The sequence below is a fragment of the Bacillus sp. ms-22 genome (assembly GCF_009759805.1).
In the GTDB taxonomy this organism is placed as follows: Bacteria; Bacillota; Bacilli; order Bacillales; family Bacillaceae; genus Bacillus; species Bacillus xiamenensis.
In genome coordinates this window covers 2,728,220-2,747,437 of sequence record NZ_CP046653.1, presented here as the reverse complement: position 1 = coordinate 2,747,437, position 19,218 = coordinate 2,728,220, and the positions used below count along the sequence as shown (strand labels likewise).

18 protein-coding genes and 1 riboswitch are annotated in these 19,218 nt (G+C 41.7%); of the genes, 10 read left to right on the top strand and 8 right to left on the bottom strand.

Annotated features, from left to right (window positions below; all coding sequences use genetic code 11):
- Positions 1-55: 55 nt before the first annotated feature.
- The 4 genes from GPA07_RS14360 to GPA07_RS14345 all read right to left on the bottom strand — a co-directional run bounded on the left by GPA07_RS14360 (position 56) and on the right by GPA07_RS14345 (position 7,135).
- Positions 56-991, bottom strand: a complete 936-nt coding sequence (locus GPA07_RS14360) for a hypothetical protein (protein WP_008355210.1) — start codon at positions 989-991, stop codon at positions 56-58.
- A gap of 119 nt (positions 992-1,110) precedes the next feature.
- Positions 1,111-4,539, bottom strand: a complete 3,429-nt coding sequence (metH, locus tag GPA07_RS14355) for a methionine synthase (RefSeq protein ID WP_008355212.1) — start codon at positions 4,537-4,539, stop codon at positions 1,111-1,113.
- Positions 4,523-6,364, bottom strand: a complete 1,842-nt coding sequence (locus tag GPA07_RS14350) for a bifunctional homocysteine S-methyltransferase/methylenetetrahydrofolate reductase (RefSeq protein ID WP_157292859.1) — start codon at positions 6,362-6,364, stop codon at positions 4,523-4,525. Before GPA07_RS14350 ends, metH begins: the two co-directional genes overlap by 17 nt.
- Before the next feature lie 78 nt (positions 6,365-6,442).
- Positions 6,443-6,562: riboswitch (SAM riboswitch) on the bottom strand.
- An 81-nt stretch (positions 6,563-6,643) separates the two neighbouring features.
- Positions 6,644-7,135 carry a YajQ family cyclic di-GMP-binding protein gene (locus tag GPA07_RS14345; RefSeq protein WP_157292858.1) on the bottom strand — a complete coding sequence of 164 codons (492 nt, stop codon included), beginning with the start codon at positions 7,133-7,135 and terminating at the stop codon, positions 6,644-6,646.
- Between the two features lie 228 nt (positions 7,136-7,363).
- On the opposite strand from GPA07_RS14345, the gene GPA07_RS14340 reads away from it, so the two are divergent.
- The 3 genes from GPA07_RS14340 (at position 7,364) to GPA07_RS14330 (ending at position 10,993) form a co-directional block, all read left to right on the top strand.
- Complete coding sequence (locus GPA07_RS14340) at positions 7,364-8,212, top strand: CvfB family protein (protein WP_157292857.1); 849 nt, start codon at positions 7,364-7,366, stop codon at positions 8,210-8,212.
- A gap of 157 nt (positions 8,213-8,369) precedes the next feature.
- Entirely contained in the window at positions 8,370-9,347 is a 978-nt protein-coding gene (locus GPA07_RS14335) for a BMP family lipoprotein (protein WP_008355221.1), read from the top strand.
- Positions 9,344-10,993 (top strand): methyl-accepting chemotaxis protein, encoded by a 1,650-nt coding sequence (locus tag GPA07_RS14330; RefSeq protein ID WP_157292856.1) that lies wholly within the window; start codon positions 9,344-9,346, stop codon positions 10,991-10,993. The genes GPA07_RS14335 and GPA07_RS14330 overlap by 4 nt, the downstream gene beginning before the upstream one ends.
- A gap of 38 nt (positions 10,994-11,031) precedes the next feature.
- On the opposite strand, the gene GPA07_RS14325 is transcribed toward GPA07_RS14330, so the two are convergent.
- Positions 11,032-11,889, bottom strand: a complete 858-nt coding sequence (locus GPA07_RS14325; RefSeq protein WP_008355227.1) for a DegV family protein — start codon at positions 11,887-11,889, stop codon at positions 11,032-11,034.
- A 138-nt stretch (positions 11,890-12,027) separates the two neighbouring features.
- Here GPA07_RS14325 and GPA07_RS14320 point away from each other — a divergent pair, with 138 nt between their 5' ends.
- Together GPA07_RS14320 and GPA07_RS14315 are read left to right on the top strand one after the other, a co-directional pair.
- Entirely contained in the window at positions 12,028-12,870 is an 843-nt protein-coding gene (locus tag GPA07_RS14320; RefSeq protein WP_008355229.1) for a YitT family protein, read from the top strand.
- Between the two features lie 14 nt (positions 12,871-12,884).
- Positions 12,885-13,340, top strand: coding sequence for a BsuPI-related putative proteinase inhibitor (locus tag GPA07_RS14315; protein WP_157292855.1), 456 nt, complete (start codon positions 12,885-12,887; stop codon positions 13,338-13,340).
- Positions 13,341-13,397: 57 nt separating this feature from the next.
- On the opposite strand, the gene GPA07_RS14310 is transcribed toward GPA07_RS14315, so the two are convergent.
- The 3 genes from GPA07_RS14310 to GPA07_RS14300 form a co-directional block, all read right to left on the bottom strand.
- Complete coding sequence (locus GPA07_RS14310) at positions 13,398-13,589, bottom strand: DUF3813 domain-containing protein (RefSeq protein ID WP_008355232.1); 192 nt, start codon at positions 13,587-13,589, stop codon at positions 13,398-13,400.
- Positions 13,586-13,738, bottom strand: a complete 153-nt coding sequence (locus GPA07_RS14305) for a hypothetical protein (protein WP_008348539.1) — start codon at positions 13,736-13,738, stop codon at positions 13,586-13,588. Before GPA07_RS14305 ends, GPA07_RS14310 begins: the two co-directional genes overlap by 4 nt.
- 88 nt (positions 13,739-13,826) lie before the next feature.
- Complete coding sequence (locus GPA07_RS14300; RefSeq protein WP_157292854.1) at positions 13,827-14,639, bottom strand: Cof-type HAD-IIB family hydrolase; 813 nt, start codon at positions 14,637-14,639, stop codon at positions 13,827-13,829.
- A 137-nt stretch (positions 14,640-14,776) separates the two neighbouring features.
- On the opposite strand from GPA07_RS14300, the gene yjfP reads away from it, so the two are divergent.
- From yjfP to argC, 5 genes are all read left to right on the top strand, one after another.
- Positions 14,777-15,562 (top strand): esterase, encoded by a 786-nt coding sequence (gene yjfP, locus GPA07_RS14295; protein ID WP_157292853.1) that lies wholly within the window; start codon positions 14,777-14,779, stop codon positions 15,560-15,562.
- A gap of 46 nt (positions 15,563-15,608) precedes the next feature.
- Positions 15,609-15,917, top strand: coding sequence for a metal-sulfur cluster assembly factor (locus tag GPA07_RS14290; protein WP_008355239.1), 309 nt, complete (start codon positions 15,609-15,611; stop codon positions 15,915-15,917).
- 116 nt (positions 15,918-16,033) lie between these two features.
- Positions 16,034-17,479: an FAD-binding oxidoreductase gene (locus tag GPA07_RS14285; protein ID WP_034738223.1), complete on the top strand. Its 1,446-nt coding sequence runs from the start codon at positions 16,034-16,036 to the stop codon at positions 17,477-17,479.
- Positions 17,476-18,024: an MFS transporter gene (locus GPA07_RS14280; RefSeq protein ID WP_157292852.1), complete on the top strand. Its 549-nt coding sequence runs from the start codon at positions 17,476-17,478 to the stop codon at positions 18,022-18,024. Before GPA07_RS14285 ends, GPA07_RS14280 begins: the two co-directional genes overlap by 4 nt.
- Before the next feature lie 137 nt (positions 18,025-18,161).
- Positions 18,162-19,199, top strand: coding sequence for an N-acetyl-gamma-glutamyl-phosphate reductase (gene argC / locus GPA07_RS14275; protein ID WP_008355245.1), 1,038 nt, complete (start codon positions 18,162-18,164; stop codon positions 19,197-19,199).
- The last annotated feature ends 19 nt before the right edge of the window (positions 19,200-19,218 follow it).

The window sequence follows — 19,218 nt, the reverse complement described above, 5'->3', positions numbered from 1 at the left end:
TACCATATGAAAGCATAAGAAAAAGGAAAAGGGGGTCCTTTTCCTTTCGGATTGTTTAGTAATTGAGGTCACGGTTGTATTCATACTCAAAGGTGAGCTGCAAGTTTTTAATTGAGACAACACCCACTTTGATTAACCGTCCACCGATCAGCTGAGGTATCTCTATTGCATTGAAAGAAACAAAAAATCGGTCTTTTGCTGGTACTTCACTTGTTTTATAAGAAGAGATATCTACTTTTTGACCATTCCAAGGTACGTTCACTGTCCCGCCTTTTAAGGAAGAAACGGTAAAGACATAATTGTGTGCGTTTGTACTGCCCTTTTCAGCTTCTAATGAAAGGCCAGTGACAACGGCATCCTGCGGCAAGCTGCTTAAATCAAAAGAAGAATTTGGAGAACCGGCTTCATTGAAGCTGTTCAGTGTAGCAGGTGATCCATATCGTTTCGTTGTGCCTTTTTCAATGCTTTTATCAAACACAATACGATACATCTTGTCCTCTTCATTTAATAATCGTTTTGGTTTGACGGCTAAGTAGTAGTCAGTACTGGCGGTAATTTTCGGCATATGGATGATTTCGTTTTGGTTGTTTGTCCGCACAGAGGAAGACACGAGTGTCCCGCTTTGATTGTAAAGGTAAAGATCGAAATCATTTCCAGCTTTCACATTCACGAGTTTAATCGAAAAACGGCCGTCTGCGCCATCGAATTTAGAGCTGGTGAAACGATAAAAATCAATGTCATCCATAGAAGAGATACTGCCCTCGTGATATAAGTATGTTTTGTTTAGATGAAGAGAATGCTGTAAGAATTGAGCTTTTTCCATCGTATCATTGTTTGCATAATCACTGTCTGGATAAAGGTGCTCCAATTCTTCCGTATAATATTTTGTTTGTTTCGTAGAAGCTTCACTCGCTTGTGCAGGTGACGGAAAGAGAGGTGCAGTGATCAAGAGACCTGTAAGCAGTAAAACCCCGATTTTCTTTTTGAACATGACAAACATCTCCTTTTAAGTAAATGACTTTCATTTATAATATCGGTAAAAAAGAGTAAATTTGCATATTTATGCCACTTTTATTTAAAAAAAGAACCTCCAATCAAGGAGGATCTTCTTTAATGAACGTTAAAATATCGAGCTTCAGGATGAGAAACAACAATTGCTGAAACGGATGCTTCGGGCTCCATCATGAAGCCTTCTGTGAGATGAATGCCGATTTTTTCTGGCTGGAGCAGGTTAAACAGCTTTTCTTGGTCTTCTAGATTTGGACACGCTGGATAGCCAAAGGAATAACGCTGCCCTTGATATTTGGCCTGGAATCGTTTCTCCATGGTGAAATCAACTGGGTCAGGAAAGCCCCATTTGTCACGAATTACTTGGTGCGTTCTTTCAGCTAATCCTTCTGCAAGCTCAAGCGCTAGAGCTTGGACAGCATGCATTTTTAAATAATCACCTTCTTGTTTAAATTGCTGTGCAACCTCACGAATGCGGGCACCAGCTGTGACGGCAAATAAGGCGATATAATCTTTCTCGTTTTCTTCGCTTTTCCGTACATAGTCCGAAATGGAGCGGTATGGGAGTTTCTCCTGTCTTGGAAATTGAAATGTTTCGATGATGCGGTCAGGCGCTTCAGGATCATAAATATGCAGATCATTTCCATTTGAACTGGCAGGGAAGAATTGATAAACAAATGCAGGTGCAAACCAGTTCTTCTCTCTTCCTTCCTGAAGGAGATCTGTGACAAGCTGTTTTAACTCTAGTGCTTTAGGGTGTTGTTCAGCCAATAATTTTTTGACCTTTCCTTTTAACCCGAGATGATGACCAATCAGCATTTGCTCATTTACATAGGGCATGATATGGTGCAAATCAATGTCCCGCACATAATGGCGTTTTGTATTTTCTGGCGTGAAAATGGGCGCCTCCGGAAGTGCCGCTCGTTTTTCGAGTAATTCAATCACAGCTTTCGGCTGCTTCACTTCTTTCTCCTTGCTCAATTCTTCTTGCTCTGCTGAAGGCTTTGTTTGAAATTGAAGCGGATTCGCTTGTAACTCATTGGCTAATGACAGGCCGTCCATTGCATCTTTTGCATAAAGAACAGGTCCGTCATAATGAGGCGAAATTTTCATCTTCGTAAATTTCCGTGAAAGCGCCGCGCCGCCCACTAAAATGGGAACGGAGATGTTCGCTTTTTGTAAATCTTGAGCAGTCAGGACCATTTGCTGTGCTGATTTGACAAGTAAACCTGATAATCCAATCATATCTGGTTTTTCCTTCTCCACAGCCTCAATCAATGTTTGAGGGGTTACTTTGATTCCGAGGTCGACCACTTGAAAGCCATTATTGCTCAAGATGATGTCGACAAGGTTTTTCCCAATATCATGGACATCTCCTTTGACGGTGGCGAGGAGTATCTTTCCTTTACCGCTTGCATGCTGCTTTTCCATATATTGCTCAAGATATGAAACAGATGCTTTCATGACCTCTGCCGATTGCAGCACTTCAGCCACAATCAATTCGTTTTGGTTAAAAAGACGTCCAACCTCTGCCATCCCCTGCATTAATGGACCATTGATGATCTGAAGAGGTGATTCGAATTTTTCCAAAGCAAGGGCGAGATCATCAATCAGTCCTTCTTTCGTTCCTTCAATGACATAGAGCGCCAGCCTTTCATCAAGCGATAAGGAGACCTTTGGCTTTTTCTCCGTTTTCTTTTTCCCGCGATAAAATTGTGTGAATTCGGCAAGTGTTTGATCGTTTGTTTGATAAAGTAATGTTTCAGCCAGCTTGATTTCTTCCTTTGGAATCGAAGCGAAGCGTTCAAGCTTTTCAGTATTCACAATCGCATAATCAAGTCCTGCTTGGACGCAGTGATACAAATAGACGGCATTTAGAATTTCTCTGCCAACAGGCGGGAGTCCAAATGACACGTTACTGATGCCTAAAATGGTGAGGCACTCTGGCAGTCTTTCTTTGATTAGTTGAATGCCTTTAATCGTTTCCTCAGCAGCACCGATATACTGCTCATCTCCAGTACCTACTGGAAAGACAAGGGGATCAAAAATGATGTCACTTGCAGGAATTCCATATTTCTTTGTTAGCAGGTCATGGGACCGTACGGCAATCTCAAGTTTTCGTTCTGCTGTCACGGCCATCCCTGTTTCATCAATCGTTCCAACAACCAGTGCACCGCCATATAGTTTCACAAGCGGAAGAATCTCTTCAAAGCGCTCTTCACCATCCTCTAAATTAACAGAATTGATAATGGCTTTCCCTTGAGAATATGTGAGGGCTTTTTCGATCACGTGTTTATCCGTTGAATCAATGACAAAAGGGGCTTTGACTTTTTTCATGGCCTCTTTTAAAAAGCCTTCCATGTCTTCTGCCTCATCACGATCTGGATCTGCTAGACACACATCAATGACATGTGCACCATTTTTCACCTGAGCACGAGCAATTTCTGACGCCTCTTCGAACTTTTGTTCCGCAATGAGTCGTTTGAATTTACGTGAACCGATGACATTTGTTCGCTCTCCAACAAAGAGCGGACGCATCGCTTCTTCATAAATGAGAGGCTCAATTCCTGATACAGTATGCGGTGACGACTCATGTGTCATGCTGCGGGGCTGAAGCGAACGTACTTCGTCTGATAGTGCTTGGATGTGTGCAGGTGTTGTGCCGCAGCAGCCGCCGACGATATTTAACCAACCTTCCTTGGCAAAAGCGGCGATTTTTTTAGCAAGAGAAGCAGGGGATTCGTGATATTGTCCTTCTTCATCAGGGAGACCAGCATTTGGATAGCAGCTGACAGCCGATTTTGCGATGGAGGAGAGTGTGCGGATATGGTCTGTCATAAACTCTGGACCAGTTGCACAGTTTAAGCCAACGCTGATTGGTTTCATATGTTCAAGTGAGATATAAAAGGCTTCAATATCTTGGCCGGCAAGGGTTGTGCCCATTGGTTCAATCGTTCCTGACACCATTAGTGGTAATTGAATGCCAGTAGCATGAAAGGCTTCCTGAATGCCTTTGAATCCAGCTTTTACATTGAGCATATCTTGACTTGTTTCTAAAAGAAGAGCATCACATTTCCCATCAATCAGGGCGCGTGCCTGTTCTTCATAGTTTGCGACGAGCTCTTCAAACGATGTGCCGCCTGTTACGGATAATGTTTTTGTTGTGGGTCCCATTGCGCCTACAACAAAACGCGGCCACTCCGGTGTGGACAAACGGTCTGCCTCGCGCTTTGCCAATTGAGCAGCCTTTATGTTGAGTTCATAGGCGAGATGACCAAGGCCATATTCATCGAGAACAAGCTTCGTCGCGCCGAATGTATTCGTTTCGATTAAATCTGCACTGGCCTCAAGATATTGCCGGTGGATCGATGAGATCAGATGAGGGGCTGTGACATTCAAATATTCGTTACAGCCCTCATACTCTTCTCCGCCAAAGTCATCTGCTGTGAGATCGGCGTTTTGAATCATTGTGCCCATTGCACCATCAAGGACGAGGATGCGTTTCTGGAGCTGTTCAGTGATAGTTGACATGTGCGTTTGTCTCCTTTTCTTTCTGATGAATGTAAGTCGTGAGTTCTGCTGTTAAATCTGATCGAAGAAAAGGGGTAATTAAATAGATGCCATTAAACAATTCACAGGCTGTATCTAATAAAGACCGAGCAATCGCTAAGCCTTCAGTTCGCTGCTTTTCTTTATCTTCGCCTGCCTTCGCCATAATCTCACGAATCGAGTCAGACAATTTGATGCCCGGAATCTCATGATGAATAAACTCTGCATTTCGGCTGCTTGTCAGCGGCATAATGCCGATATAAATCGGTTTATCCAAATGACGGCTTTCCTCATGAATTTTCACAAGCTGTTCTTCAGAATAAACAGGCTGTGAAATGAAATAATCAGCACCGTATTCTATTTTTTTCTCAAGACGTTTGACCGCCTTATCAATATGACGGACATTCGGGTTAAATGCGCCAGCCACTGAAAAATTGGTCTTTTTGCCGAGCGGCTTTCCAGAAAAAGAAAGTCCTTCGTTAAATTGTTTGATCAGACGAATCAAATCAAAGGAGGTTAAATCATAAACAGATGTTGCCCCCGGGAAGTCACCAATTTTAGATGGATCGCCTGTAATGGCTAATATATCGGTTAGACCGAGTGTATCAAGTCCCATCAAATGGGATTGAAGTCCAATCAAATTACGATCACGGCACGTGATATGGACAAGTGAACGCATATCAAGCTGCTGTTTCAATAAAGCGCCACAAGCGACATTGCTAATACGGGGCGTAGCAAGAGAATTATCAGCCAGCGTGAGGGCATCAATGCCTGCACTTTTTAATTCGTTCGCTGCAACAAGGAATTTTTCAAAGTTGAGCTTTTTCGGCGGGTCCAGCTCGACGATAATTGATCGTTTTTTCACAGCCAGCTCATCAAGTCCAGGCTCTGTGCGCTGGTCTTGGATCGAAATCATTTCTTCTTTTAACACTTTCACTTCTTTTTCGGTGATCGGTGCTAAATCTTTGACCGCTTCAGCCATGGCGCTAATATGCTGAGGCATTGTTCCGCAACAGCCGCCGATGATTCGTGCACCCTGATTTCTAAACTCAAGTGCACTTTTTCTGAAATAATCATTATCTGTATCATAGACGAGTCTGCCTTCCTCAAAGGAGGGGAGACTGCTGTTAGGATAGACAGATAAATACGAATTTTCCAAAATTGGAACGCCTTCGAGTGCCTGAATCATATGATAAGGGCCCAGCCGGCAGTTCATGCCGACGACATCAGCGCCTAGTGCGGATAATTCGGATAAACCGTCTTTTAGCGGTGTGCCGTCCTGCAGAACACCTTGTTCATGCATGGAGACGTTCATGACAATCGGGAGCGTTGTTTCTTTGCGTGCAATCTGAAGAACAGCCTTGGCTTCTTCAATATCGTAATACGTTTCAAGTAATAACCCGTCAGGTTCTTCATTTAGAAGGATATAGAGCTGCTCTCTAAAGCTCCGTTTAATCTCGTCTAAAGAGTAGGCGTTTTTGTTAAATGTTCGGATACCGCCAATCGTTCCGAGGACATAAGCTGAGCCGGCGGCTGCTTTTGCAATTTGTACCGCTTTTGTATTGATGCGTTTTGTTTCTTCTTCTAGGCCGTAGCGGGATAGTTTAATATAATTCGCGCCGTATGTGTTCGTTTGAATGATGTCCGCCCCAGCCTGCACATACGCCTCATGTACTCTTTTCACTTCATCTTCTTTCGATAAATTTAATTCTTCAAAGCAGCGGTCGATGCCGTAAGAGTATAAAAGTGTTCCCATTGCACCGTCAGCAATTAATACGCGGTTTTGTAAGTCTTGTAATAGGCCCATTGGTTTCCTCCTTATTTTTATGTAACAAAAAAAGCCTTCTGATAAGAAGAAGACTTTTTGGTTTTATTGAAATTCTTCTTCTCATCTACCAAGCAGTTGCTTGCTGGATTTAGCACCTTGGTCATAGAAACATACATTTCTACTACACCGGTTGCTGAGGCTTCACAGGGCCAGTCCCTCTGCCTCTCTTGATAAGAAAGCGATATGAACATGTCAATGAGTTGAGCTTCCATCAACTGTATCGAAAAAATAGGAAATAATCAATGGGAAATTTAAAATTTATCGAAAATTTATAAATTGGACATCAATCGGCAAATCAGCTTTGCGTATGAGAGACATGACATCTTGTAAATCATCTTTATTTTTCCCTGTTACACGCACTTGGTCATCCTGAAATTGAGATTTCACTTTGATGCCGGACTGCTTAATCAATGCATTGATTTTTTTGGCATTGTCTTTATCAATCCCGCTAATCAGCTTTGCCCGCTGGCGTACGGTTCCCCCTAGGGCGTGTTCGGTTTTTCCGTAGTCGATGTTTTTAGTCGGGACATTGCGTTTAATCAGCTTGGTCACTAGTACATCTTTTAGCTGCTCAAGCTTGAAATCATCATCAGAGATGAGAACGAGCTCTTCTTTTTCTAACGAAATATCACTTTTACTTCCTTTAAAATCATACCGGTTTTTAATTTCTTTCAGCGCTGCTTGAATGGCGTTTTGCACCTCTGGCAGCTCCACCTTTGATACAATATCAAATGAACTTTCTTTTGCCATCACACATGACCTCCAAGTATGGGATATTGCGTCTATCTTATCATGCCAATAGGGGAAGAAGAAACTTTATCGAATAGCGTTCAGCTGTATTGCGGTATAAATTAAGTGCAGTTTGTCCACTTTAGCTAACAGAACTAGAGATGTTCATGTTGAAAGAAGTATAGTAGAATAAAGTGAATCAAAAGATGAACGAACGCTCTTTTAAGGGCAGATAGGAAGGAAGAGAACATGAGACCAGGTGAGCAATTGACCTTGCAAATAGAGAACGAGATGGAATACGGCTACTTTTTAACAGATGGCGAGGATTCTGTCCTCCTGCACCGCAGTGAAATGACAGAGGATATCGAAGATCGTGATGAAGTAGAGGTCTACTTATATGTAGATCATGAGGAAAGACTGGCAGCTACGATGAAAATTCCTACAATTAATGCCCATACATATGGCTGGGTAGAAGTTGTAGACGTGGTGGAAGATATGGGGGCATTTGTCGATATAGGACTGTCAAAGGATGCACTTGTTGCAACTGAACACCTTCCGCCTTTTGAGGAAGCGTGGCCGAAAAAAGGAGACAAACTATATTGTATGCTGAAAGTGACAAGCTACGGTAGAATGTTCGCAAAGCCAGCCACTGAAGACGTGATCAGCGAATTGTTTACTGAGGCGCCAGATACCTTAATGAACAAAGAGATCACTGGAACGATTTATCGCTTAATTGCAACAGGTTCCTTCATGCTGACAGATACAGGGATAAGAGGGTTTATCCACCGCACTGAGCGGAAAGAAGAGCCAAGATTAGGATCGACCGTTACGGGGCGCGTGATTGCAGTGAAAGAGGACGGGACTGTCAATGTGTCACTGCTTCCTAGAAAGCAGGATGCATTATCTGCTGATGCAGAAGAAATTTTGACCTATATGAGAACAAGAAATGGTGCAATGCCTTATTGGGATAAAAGTGACCCAGAAGATATACGTGAAAGATTCCAAATGAGTAAGGCAGCCTTTAAACGAGCATTAGGACATCTGATGAAAAATGACCAAGTTTACCAAAAAGAAGGCTGGACATATGAGAAAAAGTGAGCAATTGCTCGCTTTTTTTATTTTTGTCATAAATAATGGGTTTTTTCAGTGAAAAAAGTCATAAAAAAAGTTGAAAAACCTTCACTTGATCATTGAAACAAAGCCTATCAAATCCGATAAGAAAGGGGTAAGGATGATAAAAGGAGTGTGTGTTTGGATGAAAGTGAAGATTTCATTACTTCTGATGGCAGCCATGATCATGGTACTTGCCTCATGTAGCAATCAACAGGGAGGACCACCACAATCAAATGCGAAGCAGATTGGCGTCATGCTGACAGACGATGGTCTTGGTGATCAATCATTTAACGATTCATCATTTAAAGGGTTAGAAAAAGCACGTGACGAGCTTGGCATTGAATTTGATTATAGAGAAATTGCAGAAACCAAAACATATGAAAAAGGGCTAACAGAGCTTGTGAAAGATGGAAATGACCTGATCATTGGTGTAGGGTTCAGTATGCAAGAAGACCTAGAAAAGGTAGCAAAAAAATATCCGAAAAAGCAATTTTTGCTCATTGATGCTGTGTCTGATCTGAAAAATGTCACATCAGTGACCTTTAAAGAAGAGCAGGGCAGCTATTTAGCGGGAGCACTTGCTGCTATGACGACAAAAAGTGATGTCATTGGGTTCGTTGGCGGCGTCGATGCAGATGTGATCCACCGGTTTGAAAAAGGATATCAAAAAGGCGCAAAATCTGTGAATCCAAACATCAAGATCTTAACCACCTATGCCGGCACATTTAGTGATGCAGACAAAGGCAGTAAAATAGCAAAAGAAATGATCAATAAGAAAGCAGACGTTTTATATGCAGCAGCCGGCTTTACGGGTGTTGGTGTATTAAAAGAAGCGCAAACGCAAGGCAAATATGCAATTGGCGTAGACAGCGATCAATACTATACGGCTGAAAAAGCCGTTATTTCATCTATGGTCAAAAAAGTCGATGAAGTGGTTTATCAATTCAGCGAACAGCTCGTCAAAAGTAGCAAAATCAAAAGCGGTCATATCGTGTATGATTTAAGCAATGACGGAATTGATATGGCAAGAATCCGGGTGCTCAAAGATGCTGAGAAATTGACCAAAAAATTAAATAGACTGAAGCAGACGCTTTTGAAAGATGAGGGGGCAGCATCATGAGCTTACGCATCAAAATTTTGCTCAACGCACTCATTTCACTTCTTTTAGCGGTTGGCATTATCGCCTATATTATTGTGAGCATGACAAAGATCCAATCATCAAACGAAACAGAAGTACAAACCTTACTCAACGTACAAAAAACGAAGGCCAGCTTTGAAAGTGTTGAACAGGCCATGACCAATTATTCCATGACTCTTTCAGATGAACAGCTAGAGGTCGTTCAAAGTGATATTTCTGCAGCAAAAAAACAACTGAAAGCATTAAACAAAAATACAGGAAATATGAGAAAAGAAGTCTTAACAAGGCTCACTTCAAAGTTTGATACATGGACAAAAGAAGCAAACAGTGCCATTAGTGAAAAAAATGCTTCAGATGCAAGACGTGTGGCTGCAAGAATTAATGGTGTCTTAAACGACGTGCATACGATGAATAAACGAGCACAAGAAGCGTATGAACAAAACCTCAAGAATGCAGCAGCCAATGTGCAGTGGATCATCACAAGCGCATTTGTCGCAGCCCTCACGCTGATTGTCATCGCTGTCTTTTTAAATATTGTGTTAACGAGAGCCATTGTGACGCCAATCAAATCACTGTCTTACCGGGCGAAGCAGATCGCAGAAGGGAACCTCGCTGTGGAGCGGACGAACATCAAGCGTAAAGATGAAATCGGCGATTTAAATGAGTCGTTCAATCAAATGACTGATCAGCTGATTAGCTTGATTCAAGAAATCAGCCAAGTCTCAAAGCAAGTGGAGACATTCTCGATTCAGCTAGATGATGAAAACAAAAAGCTCATGGAATCTGCCAATCAAGTGTCTGTATCGACAGACGAAATGGCAAATGGTTCACAAGCGATTTCAGAGGATCTTCAGCATGGCGTTAGCTTGATTGAGAAAATGGACCATCATGGACGTAAAAACTCCGAAAGATCTCACACGGTCATCCGTAGTACAGAGGACGCCATTAAAGCAGTGGAAAGCGGGAAGCACACGTTAACAGAAACAACAGCAGCAATTGAAAAAAATACACGTGCAACAAGACAAATCGAACAGTCAGCAGGAGAATTCACACAATACGCAAGCGGAATTTCCGCAATGGCCAAAACGGTGTCTGACATTGCGGACCAGACCAACCTGCTCTCGCTCAATGCGGCCATTGAAGCGGCAAGAGCAGGCGAAGCAGGCAAAGGCTTTGCCGTTGTAGCAGATGAAATTCGGAAACTTGCAGATGAATCGTCTAGTGCGACAAGACAAATCTTTGATATGGTCAATCATATTGAAAAAGGCATTCAGTCCATTAGTCAGACTGTACAAGAAGGGGTCAAGCTTTCTCTTCAGCAGCAGGATGCAATGGACAAAACCTCACACTCTTTTGAAGATATAGAAGCAAAAGCAGTGCATATTAAACAAGAGATGTCATCTTTAAATGAACAAATTATTCAATCAACGGAGCTTGGCGGACAAGTCCTTCACTCTATTGAAAATATTAGTGCGGTTGTAGAAGAAACAGCAGCAGGCAGTGAAGAAATTTCTGCCTCGGCCAATGAACAGCTGCAATCGTTCCATCAAATGAACAAGCAGGTAGAAGAGCTGATGAATATGACGGCGAGGTTAAACGAAACCGTTCAGCGATTTAAACTTTCATAAGAAAAGCACCCTTCCCATGCTTCAGGGAAGGGTGCTTTTTATGATGGGCTGCCTGTAAAAAAGATCGCAAGTGTGCCAGGTCCTGAATGGGATCCAACAGCAGCACCGATGATCTGAACGTCTATTTCTTTAGGGTGAAATTCAGATTCGATGAATTGTCTCATTTCATCTGCAAGTGCAGGGTCATCACCATGACTAATGCCAACCGTTTGGTTTGACCAGTCTGAACCACGTTCTTTCATCAGCTCGATAATGCGTTTTAACAGTTTTTTGCGTCCACGAATCTTTTCAAGGGGGATCAGTTTTCCATCCTCAACATGTAAAATGGGTTTAATGCTTAACAATCCGCCAACAAAAGCGGACGCTTTACTGATTCTTCCGCCTCTTGCTAAATACGATAAATCGTCTACAGTAAAAATATGTTGTAAAGATGCACAATAATGCTTTACAGACGTTTCAATTTCTTGTATTGTATTTCCGTCAATGGCAAGTGATTGAGCGTGTTTGACAGCGAGCCCATAACCAAGTGAAGCACATTTAGAATCAATGATTCGTAAATCGAAATCAGGATAGTCTTCCTTCACTTCGTTTGCCACCATCACAGCGGTTTGATATGTACCTGAAAGCTCTGATGAGAAAGCGACATAAATGGCAGATGTATGTTCTTGTGCGGCAGAAACAAAGGCTTCTTTGATCCGGTTTGGTGAAGCCTGTGATGTTTTTGGACTTTCGCCTTGTCTCATTGCATCAAATACTTGTTTTGGTTCAATGGTGATCAAATCTTCAAATTCCTGCTCGCCAAGTAATACGCGCAGCGGAATGAGTGTCATGTTTTGTTCATCATAATAAGAAAGAGGCAGATCAGCAGCACTGTCTGCTATGATATGAACAGTCATCAAAATCCCTTCTTTCTAAAAAATCAACTATATTTCATTCTTTTTAGCCTAACTATATCATAGAAATCATCTTTTCGTGTTCAAATTCTAAATTTTAGGGAAAACCATAGAGAGAATGGTAAGTGGAGGAATGACAACATGTTCATTGGAGAAGCAAAAAAACTCATTGTCGTCGTCATTGGTGCATTACTCAATGCGATTGGACTGAATTTATTCTTAATCCCAGCTGACGTATATGCGAGCGGTTTTACAGGGGTAGCCCAGCTGTTATCCAGTTTAATTGATCAATATGCGCCATTTTATTTATCAACAGGAATTTTATTATTTATTTTAAACATTCCAGTCGGCATTTTGGGCTGGATGAAAGTTGGCCGTTCCTTTACTTTTTATAGCATTATTAGTGTTGCACTGACGACCATTTTTCTTGGCATTATACCAGAGACAAGTGTGTCCGAAGATATTTTATTAAATGCTGTGTTTGGCGGTGTGATTTCTGCACTTGGGATTGGGATCACGCTGAAATACGGGGCATCAACAGGCGGCCTTGACATTCTTGCGATGATTTTAGCGAAATGGAAGGATAAGCCAGTCGGTACGTATTTCTTCATTTTAAACGGAATCATCATTTTTACAGCAGGATTATTACAAGGTTGGGAGAAGGCTTTATATACCCTTGTCACATTATATGTGACCACAAGGGTCATTGATGCCATCCATACGAGACATGAGAAGCTGACAGCCATGATTGTGACGAAGAAAGCAGATGAAATCAAAGAAGCCATTTATGGAAAAATGGTCAGGGGTATTACGACTGTACCTGCAAAAGGGGCATTTACCAACGAACCAAAAGAAATGATGGTGATTGTCATCACAAGGTATGAGCTGTATGAACTTGAACAAATTATAAAGGAAGTCGATCCAAAAGCCTTTACAAATATTGTTCAAACAACCAATATTCTTGGATTTTTCAGACGAGATTAAAAGGTGGGTAGAAGATGAAAAAAGGTTTGGTGCTTCTTCTCGTTCTATTGGTTTTAACAGCATGTGGACAACAAAAAAAGGATGAACCAAACAAGGAGGTATCCGGTCAAATGGGAGAAAAAACAGTTGTACTCACAGTAGACCCCGTCCAAAAAGGTTCTTCGGTTCAATTCAACATGTCACTGAAAAATGAATCAGATCGAGATATTGAATTTACATTTAACACAAGCCAGAAATTCGAATTAAGTGTGTACGATGAAAACGGGAATGAAAAATACCGTTATTCGAAAGACCGCATGTTCACACAGGCCATCCAATCCTTTGTGCTGAAGGCAAATGAAACATATGACTTTCAAGATACGTGGTCAAACGGTGTAGAGCCGGGAACGTATGAAGCGGTCGTCACGTTTAAAGGAAAAGCAGAAGGGCTCAAGCAAATCACGGAAAAGAAAACGTTCCAAGTGAAATAAGCGTGATCTGTTGTCCAATAAGAAAAGCTGTCCAGAAAGCGGACAGCTTTTTTTGCGCTAAAGGTCATCAAGCAGGTCTTGGAACGTATGCAGCTGGTTTCTTTCTGCATCTGTCGAGTTGGCAAATGCCGAGGATACGGCGTTTTTGGCCCGATTGACCGCCTGTTGACGCTCTAACCCAGATGAAAATGAAGAAGTAAGGGCTTCTTCAGTAAATGATTTGGCTTGATCAAAAAGTTCGTTTCTCACAATGAACCTCCAGAAGCATCAGTCTTCATATTTCCCCGGTCTTCCGCCGCTTCTTCAAGTGTGGAACGATAAGGAAAACGTGCGTCATGCAGACTGACTGAATCTTTACCTTGCTGTATAAAGCGTTTCGATTTGCTTCTTTTACCCATTCGGAATCCGCCCCTTTACACAAGCTGACAGGTCAACCTGTCTAACGGTAGTATGCCCGCTTCCTTCACCTATGTATGAATGGAAAAATTAAAGCGAGAAGTAATTCGTTAGGAATTTGGCAATCCCATCTTGTTCATTCGTATCTGTTATTTCATTTGAGACGCGTTTCACTGCATCAATCCCGTTGCCCATTGCAACCCCGCATCCAGCAAAATCAAGCATCTCTAAATCATTGTCTTCATCTCCAAATGCCACAATTCGCTCTTTGGGAACGCCATAATAATCACTGATTTTTTGCAGACCGACGGCTTTGTTCATGCCTGTTTTAATGATTTCAATCACGTGCCATGGAGCGGCCCAGCGCCGGTGATCAATGACTTCTGCATGAACATCTGTTAAATAGCTCCGAATCGCTCCAACGTCTTTTTCCTTTGCATGAATTAAGACGCTTGTCACATTCTCTCCAAGATTGTCCCTAAGGTCTCCAACAGTTACTTTGTTTGCATTCATATTAAATATATCAATGAGCTTTTCATCATGATAATGGAAATACAAATCGTCGAGCACTTCAGCCAGCACATTGTGCACGTGATACTCCTCACTTATGTCCACAAGCTGTTTTACGACTTGAAGATCAAGTGACGTGTGAAATCTGCCCCATTTTTCATCAAGCGGATGATGGACAAACGCTCCATTAAAGTTCACAATCGGTGAATCGAGCTGTAATTGCTGATAATAAGGAGAGCTGGAACGAAATGGCCGGCCAGTTGAGATACATACATGATGCCCGCTGTCTTTCACTTTTTGAATGACATCAAGTGTGTACGCAGAAATCGTTTTATCATCTTTTAATAACGTGCCATCCAGGTCAAGTGCGATTAGATAAGGTTTAGTCTCCATAAAATCTCCTTTGATCTGTAAGTGATAGGAGGCAGCTAATGCGGGTGCCTCTATCTATAGTGTATCTTTATCACATCTTCGCTGTCTACATGTTAAAATAAACAAAGACGGGAATGATAAAGGAGGATTCATAGGCTGTGATCACCATTGATGAGCAAATTACGCGCGATATTCCATTTTTACATATCGTAAAAGCTGAAAATAAAGACAAACCGCTGCCGCTTGTATTTTTTATTCACGGGTTTACAAGTGCACGCGAGCACAACTTACATTTCGCCTTTCATTTGGCGGAAAAAGGCATGAGAGTCATTTTGCCTGACTGTGCTTATCATGGTGTAAGATCAGAAAACCTCAGCTTAGAGGAACTGGCATCAAAGTTTTGGGAAATTGTCCTGAACGAAATTCGTGAAATTGACATACTTAAAACACATTTTCAAGAAAAACAATGGATTGAAGCCGATCTAATTGGCGTTGCTGGTACATCTATGGGGGGAATCACGACCTTCGGCGCACTTGCAAAGCATGATTGGATTAAGGCAGCTGTCAGCCTGATGGGCAGTCCGAAATATACGACATTTTTAAAGGCACAAATCATGGACATGCGTCTCAAAGGATTGATGAAAGACATCACGGACGAAGAAGTCAATCAGCAATTAGACGCTCTCCGTCCTTATGATTTAACGCTGCAAACGGATCGATTGAACAAAAGGCCATTGTTATTCTGGCATGCGGAAAACGATCCCGTTGTCCCATATCGCCACGCAAAATCGCTATATGACGAGTTAGCGGCAACCCAATATAAAGAAGACCAGCACCTCATTCGGTTTATCACAGATGAGCAGGCGGGTCACAAGGTCACAAGACAAGCGATGTTTGAAACGATTGACTGGTTTGTCACGCACCTGAAAAGCACAAACGTTTAGCCAAAAGGAAAAGTACGTTATACTAGTTGAAAAAGGAGTGGATATCATGGATGAAGCATTGAAAGAAAATATTTTAGGCGCCCTAGAACAGGTGATTGACCCTGAGTTAAATGTAGACATCGTCAACCTTGGACTTGTCTATGATGTCGATCTTGATGAGAATGGAAAAGTGGATGTGACCATGACCTTAACATCCATGGGCTGTCCGCTTGCACCCGTTATCGTGGATGAAGTCAAAAAAGCATTAAGCGACCTGCCTGAAGTGAAAGAAACAGAAGTTCACATCGTATGGAATCCGCCTTGGACACGTGACAAAATGTCAAGATACGCAAAAATTGCTCTTGGTATTCAATAAGAAGAAAAACGCCTGGTATGAGGAAAACTCGTACCAGTTTTTTTATGAAAAATTAAGATAGGAGATGAGAATCTCTTGATATAATGGATGTAATTTTACAGAACGGAGTACCTATAATGAAACGAAAGTGGATATGGATCGTTCTTTTGATGGGATATGCTGCTGCATTATTTGCATCTATCACTATACACGAAGGTCAAGCGCCTAAAGGGCAAGATCTTGAGGCTTTTACAGATGTCAGTCATCTCATGCCTGTCAAAATAAAGAAAGTCGTTCAAGGAAAAGAAATCGACACGATCAAAGAAGTATTAAAAGAAGCAAAAGAGAAAAATCTGCCCATTTCAATTGCCGGAAAGCAGCATAGCATGGGTGGCCACACGTATTATGAAAATGGCATCGTGCTTGATATGACGACATTCCGCCGTATTTTAGCTTTTGATGAAAAAAAGAAGACCATTCGGGTCCAAAGCGGTGCAACATGGGATGATATTCAAAAACATGTGAACCCATACGGCCTTTCAGTAAAGGTGATGCAATCTCAAAATATCTTTACGATTGGAGGGTCGTTAAGTGCAAACGCACATGGACGTGACATTCGCTACGGGTCGCTCATAGACACCGTTCGTTCTTTCAGACTTTTAAAAGCAGATGGGAAGATCATCACAGTCAAACCAGGCGATGACTTATTCACTGCCGTTATTGGAGGGTATGGTCTGTTTGGTGTCATTTTAGATGTGGAGCTGTCGTTAACGAGGGATGAATTATACAAAATGGAAACAACCTCTCTGAATTACGATGAATACACTGATTATTTTCAAACGCATGTAAAAGACAATCAAGAAGTCCGCATGCATCTCGCAAGAATCTCAACAGCGAAAACAAATTTTTTGAAAGAGATGTATGTGACGAATTATTCCCTCTCTCCTGACCAAGAGATCGAACCATACCGCAAGCTGAAAGAAGATCAACTCGTCATGCCCTTAAAATTGATGCTCGGCTTGTCAAGAAGGTTTGATATGGGAAAAGATCTGCTATGGAATTTGCAAAAGAAATATTTCCAAAGTCAAAATGACCAGCTGATCACAAGAAACAATGTGATGCGGTCAGATTCTGCTTTTTTAGAATATGAAAATGAGACAGACACCGATGTATTGCAAGAATACTTTGTTCCAGTTGAGCGTTTTCGTGCATATATCGATGAGCTGAGAGACCTTTTACAACAAGAAGAGTTGAATTTAATGAATATGACAATACGCTATGTTCAGCAGAATGAAAAAGCAGATCTTTCGTATGCAACACAAGATATGTTTGCACTTGTCCTTCTTGTGAATTACGGTTTTGAGGAAGAAGAAAAGGTGAAAGCGGCTCGGCTCATCCGCCACATGACGGATATTACCCTGCGGCATCATGGGAGCTATTACTTACCGTACATGCCTTATCAAACAAAAGAACAAATGAAACAGGCGTACCCTAAAACCGATGTGTTTTTTCAAAAGAAAAAGCAGGCTGATCCAGATGGGAGATTTATTAATTACTTTTATGAAAGGTACAACACACAATGAATGCAAAAGCAATTAAATGGTTTGTCTACTCACAAAGCCTGCTGTTTTTCGCCAGCAGTCTGATCTTCCCTTTTTACATTCTTTTTATAAAAAATGTTGGATCAAGCTATTCTCAATTTGGTCTTGCCTATGGACTGTTTGGTTTAAGCGGTGCGTTTATTCATTTATTATTAGGGAAACTGCCTGAAACGACCGATAGACGGCTCTTTTTAATCATTCATTCGTTTGGTATGGCTTTTCTGTTGCTGCTTTTTCCGCATATTACAGAAGTAGAGCAAGTCTATATGATTCAACTTGCACTAGGTGCGCTTGGCGGTTTTCAAAAGCACGGGGAGAAACTGCTCGTCACCGAACTGACAAATGAGAAGAAAAGAATGAAAGAAGTCGGGCACTATCATTTTTGGACAGCTCTTTTTTCATCCATCGCCATTATGCTTGGCGGCCTGTTAGCTGATTTCTTCACCGTTCATTTCATTTTTTATGCAAGCTCTTTATTATATTTATACAGTGCGCTGTTGGTCATCAATATCAAAAAGGAAAGATAAATCCGCATGTCTTACGAAGATATGCGGGTTTTTTGATGAAAAAAAATGAAAACAAATATTAAATATACAATTGAATTAATTTTTATACATGTTATAATGTTAAATAATTTCACAAAGATCAAGAGGGTGTATTGACGTTGAAAATAGGTATTATAGGTGCTACAGGGTATGGTGGTGCGGAATTGGTTCGTATCCTCAAGCACCATCCAGATGTGGAGGAATGTATATTGTATTCATCCAGTGGTGATGGGCAATCATACAGTCAATCTTATCCGCATTTGACAACGATTACTGATCAAACATTAAAAGCCATTGATCCGGCTGCCATTGTGCGAGAAACAGATGCTGTGTTTCTAGCGACACCAGCAGGCGTATCAAGTGAACTCACGCCAAAGCTCATGAATCAAGGGGTGCCGATCATTGATTTATCAGGTGACTTGCGTATTCAAGATGGAGCAACTTACGAAGCATGGTATAAACGAAGGGCAGCTGATGAAGCATCCATTCAACAAGCTGTGTACGGATTATCGGAACTGAATCGTGAAACCATTAAGCAAGCGGAAGTCATTGCAAACCCAGGGTGCTTTCCTACCGCAGTTCTTCTCGGTTTAGCACCGCTGATGAAACAGAACCTAATGGATGAATCCATGATCATCATCGATGCGAAAACAGGCGTGTCTGGTGCCGGACGATCTGCTTCGCTTGGCACGCATTTTTCAGAGCTGAACGACAACTTTAAAATTTATAAGGTGAATGAACATCAGCATACACCTGAAATAGAACAAGTATTAAGAGAATGGAATCCGCAAACGGCGAACATCACATTTTCAACACACCTTGTCCCAATGACAAGAGGGATTATGGCGACCATGTATACACAATTGACATCAGATATCACAAAAGAAGAATTAATGAAGCGTATGACAGGCTTTTATGAAGATTCCTATTTTGTCAGAGTAAGAGATCACGGGGTGTATCCGCAAACAAAAGAAGTATACGGCAGTAACTTTTGTGACATTGGCTTTCATTTAGATGAGCGAACAGGCAGACTGACCATCGTGTCCGTCATAGACAATCTCATGAAAGGCGCAGCCGGCCAAGCGGTTCAAAACTTCAACATCATCAAAGGCTTACATGAAGAGGCGGGCCTCACAATGACACCTCTTTATCCATAAGAACAGGGGAGACAACAAA